This is a genomic window from Pseudomonas sp. PB101, assembly GCF_009764265.1.
Lineage (GTDB): Bacteria > Pseudomonadota > Gammaproteobacteria > Pseudomonadales > Pseudomonadaceae > Aquipseudomonas.
On record NZ_RWIR01000052.1, the window covers coordinates 75346 to 94517 of the forward strand.

Below are 19172 nucleotides of genomic sequence, written 5' to 3' on the forward strand. Positions count from 1 at the left end.
GTGGACGTTCAGGGCGAATGGGTGATGTCGCTCAAATCATCAACAACCAATGCGCCGGTATCCGACGTTTCCAGCACCACATAGGCACTGCTGCAAAACAGCGAATTGAGACGCTTCATGTCGGCGATCAGCTCCAGGTGCAACGAACTGGTTTCGATACTTTGCACGATTTTACGTTGCAAGCGGCTGACATGAGCATGAGCCAGGCGCCGTTCCTGTGCGCGGAAACGACGTTTCTCCCGCACCAATTGGCGGGCACTTTCCGGATCGCCACTGAGAAACACCGACATCCCGAGCCGCAGGCTGGAAATCAACTGCGCATGCAGCCCGGTCAATTCGTCCAGCCCGACTTCGGAAAACGACCGGCGCTGCGAGGTTTTCTGCTGCTGAATCTTGCGCAGCATGCGTTCGATCAAGTCGCTGGCGAGTTTCAGGTTGATCGCCAGCTCGATGATTTCCGCCCAGCGTCGGCTGTCCTGATCGCTGAGGTCTTCCCGGGGCATTTGCGCCAGGTACAACTTGATCGCGCTGTAGAGCGCTTCGACATCGTCGCTCAGGCGGCGCATTTCCTGGGTGACGGCGGTTTGCTTGCCGCGCAACACGTCCAGCATGGCTTCGAGCATGCTGTCGATCAGGTCACCCATGCGCAGGGTTTCCCGCGCCGCGTTGGCCAGCGCCAGACCGGGCGTGACCAATGCCGTGGGGTCAAGATGCCGGGGCTTGGCCGTGCCGTTGGCCTGCGGGCGCTCCGGTAGCACCCAGGCACAGAACCTGGCCATCGGTCCGAGGCTCGGCAGCAGGATCACGCAGCGCACGGTGTTGTAGAGCAAGTGAAAGCCGATGACCATTTCCTGAGGGCTGAAATCGAGGCCGTCGAGCCAGTGCACCAGCGGATCGAGCACCGGGATGATCAATAAAAGACCAATCAGTTTGTACAGCAGGCTGCCCAGCGCCACCTGCCGTCCGGCGGCGTTCTGCATGCTGGTGCTGAGGAAAGCGAGTACGCCACTGCCGATATTGGCGCCGATCACCAGCCCGATCGCCACCGGCAGGCTGATCACATTGGCCCCTGCCAGGGTCGCGGTCAGCAGTACAGCGGCCAGGCTGGAATAGGAAATCATCGCGAACAGCGCCCCGACCAGGGCATCGAGCAGGATATCGCCGGTGAGCGAGGCGAAAATCACTTTCACCCCCTTGGCATGGGTAATCGGATGCGCCGCTTCAACAATCAGTTGCAGCGCCAGAATGATCAAGCCCAGGCCAATGGCAACACGGCCCAGTTGCCCGAGGCGGGTCTGTTTGCGCGACAGAAAGAAAATCACCCCGAGAAAGATCAGCAACGGCGACAGCCACGACAGATCGAACGTCAGCACCCGCGCCATCAACGCCGTACCGACGTCTGCGCCAAGCATGGTGGCCAGAGCCGGGGTCAGCGCCATCAAGCCCTGACCGACAAAGGAGGTGACGAGCATGGCGGTGGCGTTGCTGCTCTGGACCATCGCCGTCACGGCGATCCCGGAGGCGAAAGCCAGCCAGCGTTTGGACATGTTATGGCCAATGACATGGCGCAGGTTGGTGCCGTAGACCCGCAGGATGCCGGTTCGGACGATGTGCGTGCCCCAGATCAGCAGGGCCACGGCGGAAAGCAGATTGAGCAGGGTGAGCATACAGACCCCCTGTGGTGTAGCGCCCCAAAGGAGCAAATTGACGGTGCCGCGACGTTCTACGTTCTGTACTTAAGCTGTAGTTGGCTAACGGTCTGCGCGCCAGCATCGCATAGCCAAAGAGTGGATTGAAACAAAACTGTCATGAAGACGGTTTTATGAAAACAAGGAAAAAGGGGCCAGAAGGCCCCTTTCTCAGCACAACATTCGGGTTACTGGCCCGGAATGTCCTTGCGCAGCTTCACCGGATCCTGCTGTTTCCTCTTTTTCGCGATAGCGGTGCGCATCTTGATGTTGATCGCTTCCACTGCCAGCGAGAACGCCATGGCGAAGTAGACGTAGCCTTTTGGCACGTGCACGTCCAGGGATTCGGCAATCAGCACGGTACCGACGATCAACAGGAACGACAGCGCCAGCATCTTCAGCGACGGGTGCTTGTCGATGAACTCACTGATGGTGCCCGACGCCCACATCATCACCAGCACGGCCACGATGATTGCCGCGACCATGACCGGTACGTGGGAAACCATGCCGACTGCGGTGATCACCGAGTCCAGGGAGAACACGATGTCGATGATCGCGATCTGGATGATGGTGTAGAGGAAGTTGCCGCCCTTGCCCGAAGGTTCTTCGTTGGTTTCATCTTCACCTTCCAGCGCGTGGTACATCTCTTGCGAGCTTTTCCACAGCAGGAACAGACCACCGAAGAACAGGATCAGGTCGCGCCCGGAGATGCCCTGGCCGAACACTTCGAACAGATCGGCGGTGAGGCGCATGACCCAGGTGATCGACAGCAGCAACAGGATTCGCGTGATCATGGCCAGCGCCAGACCGAAAATCCGGGTGCGCGCCTGCATGTGTTTGGGCATGCGGCTGACCAGGATCGAAATCATGATGATGTTATCGATGCCCAGGACGATTTCCAGGGCGGTCAGGGTGAAGAAGGCAACCCAGATTTCAGGGTTGGTCAGCCATTCCATGTGTATTCCTTTGAGCGATTGTTAAACCAAAAAGGGCCCGGGCTTCAAACCGCGAAGCCTGGACCCGAAGTGGTGAGTCTTGGGCTTATAGAGTGCTGAACAGCGGGAAAGTCCCCAACAGCAGTGCAGCAACCAGTATGCAGATACAAACCAGCACTGCCCACTTCAGGGTGAAGCGCTGGTGATCACCGAAATCGATGCCGGCCAGGGCCACCAACAGGTAGGTCGATGGAACCAGCGGGCTCAACAGGTGGACGGGCTGACCGACGATCGAGGCACGTGCCATTTCCACTGCGGTTATACCGTAATGGCTAGCGGCTTCGGCAAGTACCGGTAACACGCCGTAATAAAATGCATCATTCGACATGAAGAACGTGAACGGCATGCTCACCAGCGCCGTGATCACCGCCAGGTACGGGCCGAGGAAATCCGGAATCACCGCCAGCAGGCTTTTCGACATCGCATCGACCATCCCGGTGCCGGTCAGGATACCGGTGAAGATACCGGCAGCAAAGATCAGCCCGACCACTGCCAGCACGCTGCCGGCGTGGGCCGCGACGCGATCCTTCTGTTGTTGCAGGCACGGATAGTTGACGATCATCGCGATACTGAACGCCACCATGAACAGCACGGGCAGTGGCAACAGGCCGGCGATCAGGGTGCACATCAGGCCCAGGGTCAGGGCGCCGTTGAACCAGATCAGCTTCGGACGACGGGCATCCGGGAACTGTGAAACGCTGATTTCGCTGTGATCGATCTCATCGCCCACCAAGTGCAGTTCACCCAGGCGCGCACGTTCACGTTTGCCGTAGAAGTAGGCGATCGCCAGGATGGCCACTACACCGGCCGCCATCGCCGGGATCATCGGCACGAAAATCGCCGACGGATCCACGTGCAGCGCACTGGCGGCACGGGCGGTCGGACCGCCCCATGGGGTCATGTTCATCACGCCACCGGCGAGGATGATCAGGCCGGCCATGATCCGCGGGCTCATGCCGATGCGGCTGTAGAGCGGCAGCATCGCGGCCACGCAGATCATGTAAGTGGTCGCGCCGTCACCATCGAGGGAAACGACGAGCGCCAGCACGGCGGTGCCGACCGACACTTTCAGCGGGTCGCCCTTGACCATCTTGAGGATCTTGCGCACGGCCGGGTCGAACAGACCGGAGTCGATCATCAGGGCGAAGTACAAAATCGCGAACATCAGCATCACGCCGGTCGGGGCGAGCTTGGTGATGCCTTCGAGCATCATCGGGCCGATTTTCGGGCCAAAGCCGCCGAACAGGGCGAAGATGATTGGAATCAGGATCAGGGCGATCAGCGCGGACAGGCGCTTGGTCATGATCAGGAACATGAACGTGATGACCATGGCGAAGCCAAGGAAAGTCAGCATGGGAATACTCCAGGCGTGGCGCGGCTAGGGAATGGGCGGACCGGTGGGATCAGCGCAGAACGGGAAGCACGGGACGTACGGACGGAGTTACAGCGACGCGGCGGGTAGAAGAGGACATCAGAATCACCATTGTTGTTGTTAAATGGGCTGTGCGAGCGATAAAACGCTGGCATTGGCCGACCGGTCTGTTGCCGGTAGTGGGGCGATCCTAATCGGGGAAGCTTTCAGCCAGCTTTCGCCGATGAAAGCGTTGACCGGAAGTACGACCGGTCGTCGGAGCGGGGCAGGGACGCGAGCATGCTCGCGATGGCGTCAGAGAATTCCCAACAGGAGGAACCAGCATGGCCGACATTCACACCGGCGGCTGCCACTGCGGGCAACTGCGCTATCAATTCAGCGGGCCGCTGCACGATATCGCCCACTGCCATTGCTCGATTTGCCGACGGGTCAGCGGCGGCATCGTGACCACCTGGATCACCGTGCCGACGTCCGCCTTTCAATGGCTGGCCGGGACGCCGGCGCGGTACGATTCTTCCGCCACCTGCGCGCGATATTTCTGCGGCCACTGTGGGGCGCAACTGGCAGTGGTAACGCTCCTGAGCCCGGACAGCATCGACCTGACCATCGCTACCCTCGACCATCCCGAGCAAGCACCGGCCGAGCGGCACATCTGGACCGACAGCCGCCTGCCGTGGCTGCACCTGGACGAACACTTGCCCGGCGAGGCTGAAGAAACCCTCTGATCAAAAAATAGACAGGTCCAGCGGCCGAACCGCGCCCATCCAGATTGCATGCTCGGTGTGATCGCGCAGATCGTCGCCGGTGTCCGGATGCAAGAACACCACCAGACCCTTGCGGTTGAGCGCCAGCCACGGCAGCACGTCGCCCAGCAGCTGCGGCTCGAACGCCAACTGGCAGCTCCAGTCCGGGTGCGGACCGACCGGACGCTCGTGGACGCGGCCCATTTTCAATGGAAACAATTGCGCCGCCTGCTCACACAGGGCTCGCGCCTGATCAATGGTGCCGGCATCGAAATAGACATGGGCGTGGTAGCCCGTTATGCGTTGCATTTGAAATCCTCTTTCAGGTCGAGCTGATCACGCGGCACAGGCTGCGATTTTTTCACCATTCACACCGCAATCGAAGGCAATGACAGCCCCGACAACGACTCCGCGCTGCTGGCCTGCTCGGACATCAACCATTCTACAAATTGTTGAATGAGCGCTCCGCGCCGTTTGCGCTGGGGCAGGACCACGTAGTAACCCAGCCTGGACATCGCCGTCTCGGCAATCGGTCGGCACAACAGACCTTGGCCCAGTAAGTTATCCACAAGGTGGCGCCAGCCGATGGCCACACCCTGACCCCCTATCGCCGCCTGTATCAGCAGCGTGTAATTGTCGAATCGCAGCTGACCGGGCGCGGGCGGCGAAGTAATCCCCAATTCCCGAAACACACCACTCCAGTCGAACCAATTACTGCTGTGTTCCCCACGCAGGTGCAGCAAAGGAAACTCCAGCAATGCCTGGGCCGGCAAGGGCAGGGTTCGTTCACCCAACAACTGCGGGCTGCACACCGGAAACACTTCCTCGCTGAACAGCCAATGACTTTCACCCTGTTTGAAGCGGCCATCGCCGAACAGTATCGCCACATCGATATCGGTACGTAGCATGTTATGGCTGCGTTCACTGGTGACCAGGCTGACATCCACCTGCGGATTGGCCGCGTGAAAGCGATGCAGGCGCGGCATCAGCCAATAGGCGGCGAAGGCAAAATCCGTGGCCACCTGCAGCACCTCATGCTGATGTTGTGCGCTGATTGCACTCAATCCTGCGTCGATGTTCTGCAAACCTAGCTGAACCTGCTCAAAAAGAATCTGCCCGGCCTCGGTCAGTTCAATACCGCGATAAATGCGGTCGAACAATCGGGTCGCGAGTTGTTCTTCAAGGCGCTTGATCTGCTGGCTGATGGCCGGTTGCGTGGTGCCCAGTTCAACCGCCGCCGCCGTGAAGCTGCGCTGACGGGCCGCGGCTTCAAAGGCACGAAGCAGATCCAGTGACAGGTCACCAAGGGCGTCATACATAAGCTGTGCTTATCCTAGTCATTGCCGCGCGTGGGCTTTACCGCAAAGTGCGAGGGTTTCATTCTCAAAGCCAGCACTCTCGCATAAACATCCACTATGGAATGCCGCGATCACATGAAGCGCAAGAACATTCTTTTCATCATGGCCGATCAAATGGCCGCGCCAATGTTGCCGTTCTACGGTCCATCGCCCATCAAACTGCCCAATCTGAGCCGCCTCGCCGCCCAAGGCGTGGTGTTTGACTCCGCCTATTGCAACAGCCCTCTGTGCGCGCCGTCGCGTTTCACCCTGGTCAGCGGCCAATTGCCGAGCAAGATAGGCGCTTACGACAATGCCGCCGATTTCCCCGCCGACGTACCGACCTACGCCCACTACCTGCGCCGCCTCGGCTACCGCACCGCCCTGTCGGGAAAGATGCACTTCTGCGGGCCGGACCAGTTGCATGGCTACGAAGAACGCCTGACCAGCGATATTTACCCCGCCGACTACGGCTGGGCGGTGAACTGGGATGAACCGGATGTACGCCCGACCTGGTATCACAACATGTCCTCGGTGCTGCAAGCCGGCCCGTGTGTGCGCACCAATCAGCTGGATTTCGACGAGGAGGTGGTGTTCAAGGCCCAGCAATACCTGTTCGACCATATCCGCGAAGATGGCGACCAGCCGTTCTGCCTGACCGTTTCGATGACTCACCCACACGACCCATACACGATTCCCAAGGCTTTCTGGGACCTGTACGACGATGCCGACATCCCGCTGCCTGCAACGCCGGATCAGCATGAACTCGACCCGCACTCCCAGCGTTTGCTCAAGGTCTACGACCTGTGGGACAAGCCACTACCTGTGGATAAAATTCGCGACGCCCGCCGCGCTTATTTCGGCGCGTGCAGCTATATCGACAGCAACGTCGGCAAACTCCTGCAAACACTCGAGGAAACCGGGCTGATCGATGACACCATCATTGTGTTTTCCGGCGACCACGGCGACATGCTCGGCGAACGCGGCCTCTGGTACAAAATGCACTGGTACGAAATGGCCGCACGGGTGCCCCTGTTGATAAGTGCACCGGGGCAATTCGGCGCCGCTCGGGTCAGCGCCAGCGTTTCGACCGCCGATCTGCTACCGACCTTCGTCGAACTGGCCGGCGGCTCGCTTGAACCGGGCTTGCCGCTGGATGGCCGTTCGCTGGTCCCGCACCTGCGAGGGCAGGGCGGCCACGACGAAGTGTTTGGCGAATACATGGCCGAAGGCACCATCAGCCCGCTGATGATGATCCGTCGCGGTGCCTATAAATTCATCTATAGCGAAGACGACCCTTGCCTGCTATTCGACGTGCACAATGACCCGCACGAACAGCAAGAACTCAGCCATTCGCCGCAACATCGCCAGCTGTTCGACGATTTTCTCGCCGAAGCACGGGCTAAATGGAGCATTCCGACGATTCATAACCAAGTACTCGCCAGCCAGCGGCGCCGACGTTTCGTGGCCGAGGCGCTGACCCTCGGCAAGCTGAAGAGCTGGGATCACCAGCCGCTGGTGGATGCCAGCCAGCAATACATGCGCAACCATATCGACCTCGACGATCTGGAACGTAAAGCACGTTATCCACAACCCTGCCAAAACCAATAATGTTAAGGGGAAGTCCATGCAAAGGTTATCCACAGTACTGACGGTCGGGCTCCTGGCCCTGGGCAGTGCATCGGCATTTGCCGATCAGAGCTGCGAGACGGTGAAGATGGCCGACCCGGGCTGGAGCGACATCGCCGCGACCAACGCCATCACCGGGTTTCTGCTGGACGGCATGGGCTACAAGGCCAAGGTCGACACCCTCGCGGTGCCGATCACCTTTGGCGGGCTCAAGGATGGCCAGGTCGATGTGTTCCTGGGGAACTGGATGCCGGCGCAGCAGGGTTTCTACGACAAGTTCGTGGCCAACGGCGATGTGACGCAACTGGCGAAAAACCTCGACGGCACCGAGTTCACCCTCGCCGTCCCGGATTACGTCTGGGACGCAGGTGTGCATGACTTTGCCGACCTGAACAAATACGCCGACAAGTTCGACCACAAGATCTACGGTATCGGGTCCGGCGCGCCGGCGAACATTTCGCTGCAGGAAATCATCAAGAAAAACGATTTCGACATGGGCCAGTGGAAACTGGTCGAGTCCAGCGAGCAGGCAATGCTGGCCGAAGTATCCCGCGCGGTGAAAAAACAGAAATTCGTGACCTTCCTCGGCTGGACGCCGCATCCGATGAACGTGCAACTGAAGATGCACTACCTCAAGGGCGGCGAGAAATACTTCGGTGACACCGGCAGCGTCCACACCCTGACCCGCAAAGGTTATGCACAGGCCTGCCCGAACGTCGGCAAACTGCTGACCAACCTGAGCTTCACCCAGGACATGGAGAACAGCATCATGGCCGAAGTGGTGAACAGGAAAGTCAGCAATGCCGACGCGGCCAAGGCCTGGATCAAGGCTAATCCGGCGGTGCTGGATAAATGGCTCGATGGGGTGAAGACCGTGGATGGCAAGGATGCGTTGCCTGCGGTCAAAGCCAGGCTTTAACCCATCCCTGTGGGAGCGAGCTTGCTCGCGATAGCGGCGGGACAGTCAGCAGAGATGTTGAATGTGATTCCGTCATCGCGAGCAAGCTCGCTCCCACATTGGGCACATCGTTATCTCGTCCTGATACTCTTTCACAAAACCCCAACCGAGAGGCCCCATGGCCCTGCCAAGCCGCCATTCACTCTTTCCATTCCTCAGTTGGTTGCCCAAGCAAACCCGCGCCAGCGTCGGGCGCGACCTGATCGTCGGCCTCAGCGGCGCGATTCTCGCGTTGCCGCAATCCATTGCCTACGCGCTGATTGCCGGCCTCCCACCGGAATACGGCCTCTACGCCGCAATCATCCCGGTGCTGATCGCCTGCCTCTGGGGTTCGTCGTGGCATTTGATCTGCGGTCCCACGGCGGCCATCTCGATTGTCCTGTACGCCAGCGTCAGTCCCCTGGCCGTTCCGGCGACGCAGGACTACGTCACCGTGATCCTGTTGCTCACCTTCCTGGCCGGGATTTTCCAGTGGCTGCTGGGATTGCTGCGCTTCGGCGCCCTGGTGAATTTCGTCTCCCACTCGGTGGTACTCGGCTTCACTCTGGGTGCTGCCGTGGTGATTGCCATCGGTCAGCTGCCTAACCTGCTGGGGCTGGACTTGCCCAGCCAGGCCACTGCGCTGGACAGTTTCATCACCTTGTTGCGCCATCTCGGCGAAATGGACAAACCTTCGCTGGCACTGGGGCTGGCGACGGTAGTCGTGGGCGTGATCCTCAAGCTGTGGTTGCCACGCTGGCCGACGCTGTTGATCACTCTGGTGCTGGGTGCATTGCTGGTCTGGCTTTGGCCATCAATGTTCGGCCATGTGCAACTGGTCAGCGCCTTTACCGGCAAGCTGCCGCCTTTCAGTCCGTTGCCGCTGGACCTCGATCTGATCCTGCGCCTGCTGCCCAGTGCGGTGGCGGTCGGTATGCTCGGGCTGGTCACCAGTCTGTCGATTGCCCGCTCGATCTCGGCACGTTCGCAGCAATTACTCGACGCCAACCAGGAAGTTCGCGCCCAGGGCTTGTCGAACATCGTCGGTGCGTTTTTTTCCGGGTCGCTCTCAGCCGGCTCCTTCACTCGCTCAGGTCTGAGCTATGAAGCAGGGGCCTGTTCGCCCCTGGCGGGGATTTTTTCGGCATTGTGGGTAGCTCTGTTTGCGATCTTCGGCGCGAGCCTGATCGCACACATACCGATTCCCGCCATGGCTGGCAGCATTCTGTTGATCGCCTGGGGACTGGTGGACCATCGCGGCATTCGCGCGCTGTTGCGGGTCAGCCGCGCCGAATTTTTGGTCATGGCGCTGACCTGCGTCGCCACGCTGTTGCTGGAGTTGCAGACGGCGATCTACGCCGGCGTGCTGGCGTCGCTTTTTTTCTACCTCAAACGCACATCGCAACCACGGGTGCAGCACGTACGCGATGGCGAGGAAGATATTCTGCGGGTCGGCGGGTCGATCTTTTTCGGCGCCAGCCATTACCTGCAAGTGCGCCTGCAACGCATGCACGGCGCGCGGGTGGTGATCGAGGCGCAGCAGATCAACTTCATCGACTATTCAGGGGTGGAAATGCTCCATCAGGAAGCGCGGCGCCTGCTGCGCCAGGATCGCAGCCTGACCCTGCGCCGGGCCCGGCCGCAGGTGGTGGAAGAATTGAGGAAGCTGGAAGGGGCAGAGAAATGCCCGATCCGGTTTGAGGATTAATCCGACTTCACTCTGAACCCTGTGGGAGCGAGCTTGCTCGCGATAGCGGTATGTCTGGCATATCAATGCTGGATGTACTGCCGTCATCGCGAGCAAGCTCGCTCCCACAGGGGTTACAGGGCTAATTGTCGGCGAAGTTCGGCCAGCACCGGCGTCGTATCCGGGCGCACTCCGCGCCAAAGGAAGAAGGCTTCCGCCGCCTGCTCGGCCAGCATCCCCAAGCCATCCATCGCCACCGCAGCCCCGTGTTCACTGGCCCAGCGGCAGAATGAGGTCGGCTCCTTGCCGTACATCATGTCGTAGCACACCGTTTTGCCCGGCTCGATCAGTCCGGGCGATATGGGCGGCACATCGCCTGTCAGGCTCGCGGAGGTCGCGTTGATGATCAGGTCCACCGACTCCTGCAACCAGTCATAACCACTGGCCGAGACCGGCCCCAGATCGCAGAACAGTTCCGCCAGCAATTCGGCCTTGTCCACCGTACGGTTGGCGATGATCACCGAGGCCGGCTGCTCGGCCAGCAACGGCTCCAGGGCACCGCGCACCGCGCCGCCGGCACCGAGCAGCAGGATGCGTTTGCCCTTGAGGCTGAACCCGGCGTTGACCTTCAGGTCGCGCACCAACCCGGCACCGTCGGTGTTGTCGCCCAGCAGACTGCCATCGGCCAGTTTGCTCAGGGTATTGACCGCACCGGCGCGCTGCGCCCGTGCCGTCAGGCTATTGGCCAATCGATAGGCCTCTTCCTTGAACGGCACCGTCACGTTGGCGCCGCGTCCTTCGAGGAAAAACGTCCGGGCACAAGTGGAGAAATCGTCGAGGGGTGCCAGCAGGGTGTTGTAGTCCAGCTTTTGCGCGGTCTGCTCGGCGAACAGGCGATGGATCAACGGCGACTTGCTGTGGCCAATCGGGTTACCGAATACGACATAACGGTCCATCAGGTTTCCTCGTTCAGGCTTCGGCCAACCAATCGCGGTCTTGCAGGAAGTACTCGGTCAGGCGCGCTTCTTCGCTGCCAGGCGTAGCCTTCCAGTCGTAACCCCAGCGCACTTGCGGCGGCAGCGACATCAGGATCGACTCGGTTCGCCCGCCCGATTGCAGGCCGAACAGCGTGCCGCGGTCGTAGACCAGGTTGAATTCAACGTATCGGCCACGGCGGAATTCCTGGAACTCGCGCTGTTTTTCAGTAAACGCATCATTCTTGCGGCGCTGCACGATGGGCAGGTAGGCGTCGATGTACGCATCACCAATGGCGCGCATGAAGGCGAAGCTGGTGTCGAAGTCCCACTCGTTCAGGTCGTCGAAAAACAACCCGCCGATGCCGCGTGGCTCGTGGCGATGCTTGATGTGGAAGTAGCTGTCGCACCAGGCCTTGTAACGCGGGTAGACGTCCGCACCGAACGGCGCACAGGCCTGCTCGGCGACGCGGTGCCAGTGGATGCAGTCTTCTTCGTTGCCGTAATACGGGGTCAGGTCGAAGCCGCCGCCAAACCACCAGACCGGCTCTTCACCTTCTTTTTCGGCAATGAAAAAGCGCACGTTGGCGTGGGAAGTCGGCACGTGCGGGTTGTGCGGGTGAATCACCAGCGACACGCCGAGGGCTTCGAAGCCACGGCCAGCCAGTTCCGGTCGATGAGCGCTGGCAGACGGTGGCAGACCGCTGCCGAAGACGTGGGAAAAGTTGACGCCGCCCTTTTCAATCAATGCGCCGTTTTCGATCACACGGGTGCGACCGCCACCGCCGGCCGGCCTGGTCCAGGCGTCTTCGACGAATTGCGTGCCACCGTCTTCGGCTTCCAGGGCGGCGCAGATACGGTCTTGCAGGTCGAGCAGGTAGGCTTTTACGGCCTCGGTGCGGGTCGTCATGTCTTCACCTTGAATCGGGCAAAACTACGCGGCGCTCCATCGGAGCGGGGGCCAGCGCAAATGGGCCCGTAGCATACCATCGCAAGTCGGCCCGTCGCAGTTGACGAAGATCAAGCTTAGGAGTCCGATAGGGAGCTTGGTAAAACGACCTATGGAGAGTTCTGATGGCAAAGCGTATCCAGTTCCGCGCCCATGGCGGCCCCGAAGTGCTCGAGTATGTGGATTACCAACCCGCCGAGCCAGGCCCGAAAGAAGTGCGCGTGACCAACAAGGCCATCGGCCTGAACTTCATCGACACCTATTACCGCAGCGGCCTGTACCCGCCGCCGTCCCTGCCATCGGGAGTCGGCTCGGAAGGTGCGGGCGTGGTCGAGGCGGTGGGCAGCGACGTGACCCGCTTCAAGATCGGCGATCGTGTGGCCTATGGCAGCGGCCCGCTGGGCGCCTACAGCGATGTGCATGTCCTGCCGGAGGCCAATCTGGTGAAACTGCCGGACGCCATCAGCTTCGAACAGGCCGCAGGCGTCATGCTCAAGGGCCTGACCGTGCAGTACCTGCTGCGTCAGACGTATGAACTCAAGGGTGGCGAAACCATCCTGTTCCACGCCGCGGCCGGTGGGGTCGGCTCTCTGGCCTGCCAATGGGCCAGGGCCCTGGGCGTGAAGCTGATCGGTACGGTCAGTTCGGCGGAGAAAGCCGCACTGGCCAAGGCCAACGGCGCCTGGGCGACCATCGACTACAGCCACGAAAACGTCGCCCAGCGTGTGCTGGAATTGACTGACGGCAAAAAAGTCCCGGTGGTGTACGACGGCGTCGGCAAGGACACCTGGCTGACATCACTCGACAGTGTCGCGCCGCGTGGGCTGGTGGTGAGTTTCGGCAATGCGTCCGGCGCGGTCGACGGCGTGAACCTGGGGATCCTGGCGGGGAAAGGCTCGCTGTACGTGACCCGGCCGACCCTCGGCACTTATGCGAACAACGCCGAGAACCTGCAACGCATGGCCGACGAGCTGTTCGAGATGATCATCAGCGGCAAGCTGACCGTGGAGATCAGCCAGCGCTTTCCACTGGCTGAGGCGGCGAAGGCGCAGACCGAGTTGTCGGCGCGTCGTACTACCGGTTCGGTTGTTTTGTTGCCTTGAGGACGCAATCGCTGGCAAGCCAGCTCCCACAAGGATCAGCGGTGACCACAAATTTTGTGAACACCAGAAGACACTGTGGGAGCGGGCTTGCCCGCGATAGGGGTCGCTTCGGTATCAGTCCGGGCGCACAACCCTGCCGGTGGCCAGATCGCGAATCACGCTCGGGTTCTTGCGCCCGCCCAGATTTCCACCCAGCACCAGATCCACCTGCCCCCGGAAATACTGTTCGACGCGAATCCGCGTACGCGCTGCCGGGCGCCCCTGCGGGTTGGCCGACGTCGACACCAGCGGCCCGACCAGCGCGCACAGGTCGCGCACCTGCGGATGATCGCTGACCCGCAGCGCCACGGTTTCATGCACGCCGGTAATCCACTCTGGCAGCAGGTTCTGGTGCGGCACCAGCCAGGTGTTCGGGCCAGGCCAGGTGCTGGCCATGCGGTCCATCCACAGCTCGGGGAAGTCCTCGAAAAGGAAATCGAACTGACGAATGTTGTCGGCAACCAGGATCAGCCCCTTGTCCACAGACCGGCCCTTGATCAGCAGCAGACGTTCCACCGCTTCCTCGTCCCACGGGTCGCAACCCAGGCCCCAGACTGCTTCGGTTGGGTAGGCAATCACCGCCCCGGCGCGAATTGCTTGCGCGGCTTGTTGCACACGCCAACTGTTGACCATGAAAAACACTCCAGAATAAGGCTCTGCGCAGTTTACCGATCTTGTTCATAAAACCTAGCTCACCCGCGCAAACCAGCGCCCGCTTTCGCACACGGCGCGGCCATCCATTTCCAGTTCCGTCAACGCCGCCAGCACTTTCGGCAAGGCCCAGCCGCTTGCATCGACCAGCGCTTCACTGGTCAGAGGCGCGGCATGCAGCAGCTTCAGCAGCGGGTGAGTGGTTACAGCGGTGCACGTTTCTGTGGATAACGACAGTCGTTGCCAGCCGCGCAAGGCTTCGAGGATATGCTCGATGGTTTCCACCAGCACCGCACCGTCACGGATCAACTGATGGCAGCCGCGTGCGCCCGGATGATGAATCGACCCGGGCATCGCAAACACCTCGCGCCCCTGTTCCGCCGCCAGCCTCGCCGTAATCAGCGAACCACTGGCGACACTTGCCTCGACCACCAGCACGCCAAGGGACAAGCCGCTGATGATCCGGTTGCGTCGAGGGAAGTTGCTCGCGGTCGGGCCTGCATCCAAAGGAAACTCCGAAAGCACGGCACTGCCCGAGGCAATCATCGCGTCTGCCAGGCGCCGATTGCGCTGTGGATAAAACTTCTCGAGCCCCGTGCCAAGCACGCCTACGGTTTGCCCGCCGACATCCAGAGCAGCCTGGTGTGCAGCGGCGTCAATGCCCAGGGCCAGGCCGCTGGTGATGACAAACCCGGCGCCCGCCAGGCTGCGGGAAAACGCCGCCGCGGTGTCCATCCCCGGCCGAGACGCGCGACGGCTGCCGACCATGGCCAGTTGGGGTTTTTCCAGAATGCCCGGATCGCCCGCGACAAATAACAGCGGCGGTGCATCGCTGATTTGTGCCAGCAGTGCCGGGTAGTCCGGTTGGTCAAACATCAGTAAATGCTGGCCCGGACGCTCAAGCCAGGCCAACGCATGGCTGGCGCCGTCGCGAATCTCGGGACTGCGCCGGGCCTCGGCACAGGCCAGTGGCAAACCCAACGCGCGCCAGGCACTGGCCGGTGCGCTGATGGCCTTGGATGCCGAACCGAAGGCTTCGAGCAGCTTCCTGAACCGCGCCGGACCGAGTTCCGGCACACGGTGCAGGCGTAATCGAGCTTCCAGTTCCGCAGGGGAAACCGGTGTAACGGCAGACGTCGACATGGATCATCCTTGATCGTTATGAGCACCCGTACAAACGGGAATAAGCTGTGGATAACTCTGTTGGTAACTTGTGCAGCAAGCTTATGGATTTCGCACCTTGTCCATCACCGACAGCGAACGCGAAGCGCTCAGCACCAGCCCGTAGCTGAGCTTGTCGTAGGTACGGAAAACCATCAGCAGACCGGCGCGCTCATCGGGAATCTTCAAGGGCTGGCCGGTGATCCGGTCGCGCACGGTTTCGCCGGTCTTCATCACCGCCAGCAGATTGCCTTCGGCCAGTCCGTCGCGCTGCCCCTTGTTCAGCGTAACCACGTCCAGTTCGCCGATCTGCGTGACCCCGCGCGGTACATCGATGATCAAACCGCTGATTTCGTGGCTCGGTGCGCTGGGTGCGTAGGTGGAATTGATCGAGCGCTCTTCGCCGCTGAACAGGCGGTCACCGAGGCGCACTTCCTGGGTGGTGCGCTGCAACTCCAGGGTGGCGACGTCACCTTCGATGGCCACGACCTCGCCGCCGCCGATGTCGTCGGCGTTGATCCCCAAAATCTCTTTGCTCTGCGGATCGGTGTAGACCTTGCCCTGGCGAAAGATGCCGTACACCGGCTGCGCCGGATCGAACTGACCACGGGCAAAGATGCGGTCACCCGCGCCGCTGAGCACACGCTCGGAATCGCCGGCGACGATATAGGGCGCCTTGGTGAATTCCTCGGCCTTGTCGACGATGCGGTTGCTCAGCAGAAAGCTGTTGATCGATTTCAGCGCGATGCCGGGGATAGCCTCGGTCACCGGGCTGCTGCGCACCTGAGGGGACAGCTTTATGGTGGGAATATCTTCCCGAAGTTGCACTTGCCCATGCGCCAGACCGGCCGAGACCAGAAGCGGCAGGGCGAGTAGTGATTTCCTCATGCGGTGAATCCCTTTATTATGTGCGTTCGCGTGAAACGCCAGAGCCCTCGGTGGCTCGCTCCCGGCTTGCTTGTCAAAACTTGCTTGTCAACAGAAGGGAGCTACGTTTTACAACGGTAGCCTGCAATTCTTCGGACCCGCCAGGCCATCGACCCGACCTTACTTCACACGTGCACTAATCAAGCTTATGGCCATTTTAAACATCCTCGAATTCCCTGATCCGCGTCTGCGCACTATCGCCAAGCCAGTGGCCGTAGTGGACGACGAAGTGCGTCAGTTGGTCGACGACATGTTTGAAACAATGTATGAAGCGCCTGGCATCGGCCTCGCCGCGACCCAGGTCAACGTGCACAAACGTATCGTCGTGATGGACCTCTCCGAAGACCGCACTGAGCCCCGAGTGTTCATCAACCCCGAGCTCGAACCGCTGACCGTCGACATGGGCCAGTATCAGGAAGGCTGCCTGTCGGTACCGGGCTTCTATGAAAACGTCGATCGCCCGCAACGAGTCAAGGTCAAGGCGCTGGACCGCGACGGCCAGCCATACGAACTGATCGCCGAAGATTTGCTCGCGGTGTGCATCCAGCACGAATGCGACCACCTCAACGGCAAATTGTTCGTCGATTACCTGTCCACGCTCAAACGCGACCGCATCAAGAAGAAACTGGAAAAGCTTCATCGCCAGAACGCCTGATGCCCATCTTCAAAGGCTTGCTGCGGCAAGCCTTTTTCTTTTCAAGAGACGTCATCCATGACTGAGCCACTGCGCATTGTCTTTGCCGGCACCCCGGAATTCGCCGCCGAACACCTCAAGGCCCTGCTGAGCAGCCCTTACGAGATCGTCGCGGTCTACACCCAACCGGATCGTCCGGCCGGTCGCGGGCAAAAACTGATGCCGAGCCCGGTCAAGCAGCTTGCTCTGGAAAACAACATCCCGGTGTTGCAGCCGCCGACCTTGCGCAACGAAGGCGCGCAAGCGGAACTGGCCGCACTGCAACCGGACTTGATGGTGGTGGTCGCCTACGGCCTGATCCTGCCGCAAGTGGTGCTGGATATTCCGCGCCTGGGTTGCATCAACAGCCACGCCTCGCTGCTGCCGCGCTGGCGCGGTGCGGCGCCGATCCAGCGCGCCGTGGAAGCGGGCGACGCCGAAAGCGGCGTGACCGTGATGCGCATGGAAGCCGGTCTCGACACCGGGCCGATGCTGCTGAAAGTCACCACGCCGATCAGCGCCGAAGACACCGGCGGCAGCCTGCACGATCGCCTCGCCGAAATGGGCCCGCCAGCCGTTATCCAGGCGATTGCCGGCCTCGCCGCCGGAACCCTGGAAGGCGAAGTCCAGGACGACAGCCTGGCTACCTACGCGCACAAATTGAACAAGGACGAAGCACGCATCGACTGGAGTCGCCCGGCGGTTGAGCTGGAGCGTCTGGTCCGTGCCTTCAACCCGTGGCCGATTACCCATAGCACCTTGAACGGCGAAGCCCTGAAAGTGCTGGCCGCGAACCTCGCCGAAGGCAAAGGCGCACCCGGTGAAATCCTCGGCGCCAGCAAGGACGGTCTGATCGTCGCCTGTGGCGAACAGGCCTTGTGCCTGACCCGCCTGCAGTTGCCCGGCGGCAAGGCGCTGAACTTCAGCGACCTGTTCAACAGCCGTCGCGAGAAATTCGCCACCGGTATCGTCCTCGGTCAAGCGGTGGACGCTCAATGAATCCGCGTCTGGCCGCCGCCAAGGCACTTGCCGCTGTCCTGAGCGGAAAAGCTTCGCTCAACAGCTCCCTGCCGACGCAACTGGACAAGGTCGAGGACCGTGATCGCGGCTTCACCCAGGACCTGGCGTTCGGTACCGCGCGCTGGCAGCCACGCTTGTCGGCACTGGCGGCCAAGCTGCTGCAGAAACCGTTCAAGGCCGCCGACGCCGACGTCGAGGCGCTGTTGCTGGTCGGCCTCTATCAGTTGCTCTATACCCGTGTCCCGGCTCATGCCGCCATCGGGGAAACCGTCGGTTGCGCCGACAAGCTGAAAAAGCCTTGGGCCAAGGCACTGCTCAATGCCGTGTTGCGCAACGCTCAGCGCGAAAGCGAAACGATTTTCGCCGAACTGGAGCGTGATCCGGTGGTGCGCACCGCTCACCCACGCTGGCTGCAAAAATCCCTGAAGGCGTTCTGGCCTGAGCAGTGGGAGGCCATCTGTGCGGCGAACAACGCGCATCCGCCGATGATCCTGCGGGTCAATCGTCGCCATCACAGCCGGGATGCCTACCTCGGCCTGTTGACCGACGCCGGTATCGCCGCGACTGCGTGTGTCTATAGCCGCGACGGTATCGTGCTCGAAGCCGCCGCCGACGTGCGCAGCCTGCCAGGGTTCGCCGAAGGCTGGATCAGCGTGCAGGACGAAGCCGCGCAACTGGCCGCCGACCTGCTGGATCTGGCGCCGGGGCAACGGGTACTGGACGCCTGCTGCGCACCCGGCGGCAAGACCTGCCATATCCTCGAAGCCGAACCAAAACTGGCCGGCGTGGTGGCGGTGGACCTGGAAGCCAAACGACTGGTGCGCGTGCGCGAGAACCTCGAACGCCTGAAACTGAGCGCCGAACTGATCGCCGCCGACGGCCGCGACACTCAGGTGTGGTGGGACGGCAAGCCGTTCCAGCGCATCCTGCTGGACGCGCCATGCTCGGCCACCGGCGTGATTCGTCGTCACCCGGACATCAAGCTGACCCGCCAACCCGACGACATCGCCGCGCTGGCGCTGTTGCAAGGCGAACTGCTCGATGCCATGTGGACCACGTTGGAGGTGGGCGGCGTTCTGCTGTACGCCACTTGCTCCACGCTGCCGACCGAAAACACTGAAGTCATCGAAGCGTTCCTGGCCCGCACGCCGGGCGCCCGTGAACTGGACCTCGCCACGGCGGCCGGCATCAAGCAGCCCCATGGTCGCCAGCTGCTGGCCCAGGAAGGCGGACACGACGGGTTCTACTACGCCAAGCTGATCAAGATCGCCGCCGCTCGCGGTTAAA

Annotated in this window: 18 protein-coding genes; 8 read left to right on the forward strand and 10 right to left on the reverse strand. The window is 61.2% G+C overall.

Going from position 1 to position 19172, the window contains the following annotated elements; genetic code table 11:
- Positions 1 to 8: 8 nt before the first annotated feature.
- The 3 genes from EI969_RS15450 to EI969_RS15460 form a co-directional block, all read right to left on the reverse strand.
- Positions 9 to 1667, reverse strand: coding sequence for a Na/Pi cotransporter family protein (locus EI969_RS15450; RefSeq protein WP_160388553.1), 1659 nt, complete (start codon positions 1665 to 1667; stop codon positions 9 to 11).
- Between the two features lie 209 nt (positions 1668 to 1876).
- The gene (locus tag EI969_RS15455) at positions 1877 to 2644 is read right to left on the reverse strand and encodes a TerC family protein (protein ID WP_160388554.1); all 768 of its coding nucleotides are present in this window, start codon (positions 2642 to 2644) and stop codon (positions 1877 to 1879) included.
- A gap of 85 nt (positions 2645 to 2729) precedes the next feature.
- Positions 2730 to 4037: a CitMHS family transporter gene (locus EI969_RS15460; RefSeq protein WP_160388555.1), complete on the reverse strand. Its 1308-nt coding sequence runs from the start codon at positions 4035 to 4037 to the stop codon at positions 2730 to 2732.
- 341 nt (positions 4038 to 4378) lie between these two features.
- Here EI969_RS15460 and EI969_RS15465 point away from each other — a divergent pair, with 341 nt between their 5' ends.
- Positions 4379 to 4780: a GFA family protein gene (locus EI969_RS15465; RefSeq protein ID WP_160388556.1), complete on the forward strand. Its 402-nt coding sequence runs from the start codon at positions 4379 to 4381 to the stop codon at positions 4778 to 4780.
- Here EI969_RS15465 and EI969_RS15470 read toward each other — a convergent pair whose 3' ends face one another.
- Positions 4781 to 5107: a DOPA 4,5-dioxygenase family protein gene (locus EI969_RS15470; RefSeq protein ID WP_160388557.1), complete on the reverse strand. Its 327-nt coding sequence runs from the start codon at positions 5105 to 5107 to the stop codon at positions 4781 to 4783.
- Between the two features lie 59 nt (positions 5108 to 5166).
- The gene (locus EI969_RS15475) at positions 5167 to 6117 is read right to left on the reverse strand and encodes a LysR family transcriptional regulator (protein ID WP_160388558.1); all 951 of its coding nucleotides are present in this window, start codon (positions 6115 to 6117) and stop codon (positions 5167 to 5169) included.
- 114 nt (positions 6118 to 6231) lie between these two features.
- Between EI969_RS15475 and betC the strand changes: the two genes are divergently transcribed.
- The 3 genes from betC to EI969_RS15490 all read left to right on the forward strand — a co-directional run bounded on the left by betC (position 6232) and on the right by EI969_RS15490 (position 10409).
- The gene (gene betC / locus EI969_RS15480) at positions 6232 to 7746 is read left to right on the forward strand and encodes a choline-sulfatase (protein WP_160388559.1); all 1515 of its coding nucleotides are present in this window, start codon (positions 6232 to 6234) and stop codon (positions 7744 to 7746) included.
- Positions 7747 to 7762: 16 nt separating this feature from the next.
- Positions 7763 to 8683, forward strand: a complete 921-nt coding sequence (gene choX, locus EI969_RS15485; RefSeq protein ID WP_160388560.1) for a choline ABC transporter substrate-binding protein — start codon at positions 7763 to 7765, stop codon at positions 8681 to 8683.
- A 157-nt stretch (positions 8684 to 8840) separates the two neighbouring features.
- Positions 8841 to 10409, forward strand: coding sequence for a SulP family inorganic anion transporter (locus EI969_RS15490; protein WP_160388561.1), 1569 nt, complete (start codon positions 8841 to 8843; stop codon positions 10407 to 10409).
- A gap of 113 nt (positions 10410 to 10522) precedes the next feature.
- Here the strand turns inward: EI969_RS15490 and aroE are convergent, their stop codons facing one another.
- Both aroE and hemF read right to left on the reverse strand, forming a co-directional pair.
- Positions 10523 to 11344 (reverse strand): shikimate dehydrogenase, encoded by an 822-nt coding sequence (aroE, locus tag EI969_RS15495; protein WP_160388562.1) that lies wholly within the window; start codon positions 11342 to 11344, stop codon positions 10523 to 10525.
- Between the two features lie 13 nt (positions 11345 to 11357).
- Positions 11358 to 12272, reverse strand: coding sequence for an oxygen-dependent coproporphyrinogen oxidase (hemF, locus tag EI969_RS15500; protein ID WP_160388563.1), 915 nt, complete (start codon positions 12270 to 12272; stop codon positions 11358 to 11360).
- Between the two features lie 164 nt (positions 12273 to 12436).
- Between hemF and EI969_RS15505 the strand changes: the two genes are divergently transcribed.
- Entirely contained in the window at positions 12437 to 13414 is a 978-nt protein-coding gene (locus tag EI969_RS15505) for an NADPH:quinone reductase (protein ID WP_160388564.1), read from the forward strand.
- A gap of 114 nt (positions 13415 to 13528) precedes the next feature.
- Here the strand turns inward: EI969_RS15505 and EI969_RS15510 are convergent, their stop codons facing one another.
- The 3 genes from EI969_RS15510 to EI969_RS15520 form a co-directional block, all read right to left on the reverse strand.
- Positions 13529 to 14086, reverse strand: coding sequence for an L-threonylcarbamoyladenylate synthase (locus EI969_RS15510; RefSeq protein WP_056726757.1), 558 nt, complete (start codon positions 14084 to 14086; stop codon positions 13529 to 13531).
- A gap of 54 nt (positions 14087 to 14140) precedes the next feature.
- Positions 14141 to 15247 (reverse strand): DNA-processing protein DprA, encoded by a 1107-nt coding sequence (gene dprA, locus EI969_RS15515; RefSeq protein ID WP_160388565.1) that lies wholly within the window; start codon positions 15245 to 15247, stop codon positions 14141 to 14143.
- 81 nt (positions 15248 to 15328) lie between these two features.
- A complete protein-coding gene (locus tag EI969_RS15520) occupies positions 15329 to 16153 on the reverse strand; it encodes a peptidoglycan-binding protein (RefSeq protein ID WP_160388566.1) in 825 nt (274 codons plus the stop codon).
- Between the two features lie 187 nt (positions 16154 to 16340).
- Here EI969_RS15520 and def point away from each other — a divergent pair, with 187 nt between their 5' ends.
- The 3 genes from def to rsmB are packed head-to-tail and all read left to right on the forward strand — an operon-like array spanning position 16341 to position 19171.
- Positions 16341 to 16847 (forward strand): peptide deformylase, encoded by a 507-nt coding sequence (gene def, locus EI969_RS15525; protein ID WP_160388567.1) that lies wholly within the window; start codon positions 16341 to 16343, stop codon positions 16845 to 16847.
- Between the two features lie 57 nt (positions 16848 to 16904).
- Complete coding sequence (gene fmt, locus EI969_RS15530; RefSeq protein WP_160388568.1) at positions 16905 to 17864, forward strand: methionyl-tRNA formyltransferase; 960 nt, start codon at positions 16905 to 16907, stop codon at positions 17862 to 17864.
- Complete coding sequence (rsmB, locus tag EI969_RS15535; RefSeq protein WP_160388569.1) at positions 17861 to 19171, forward strand: 16S rRNA (cytosine(967)-C(5))-methyltransferase RsmB; 1311 nt, start codon at positions 17861 to 17863, stop codon at positions 19169 to 19171. The genes fmt and rsmB overlap by 4 nt, the downstream gene beginning before the upstream one ends.
- Position 19172: the final 1 nt, after the last annotated feature.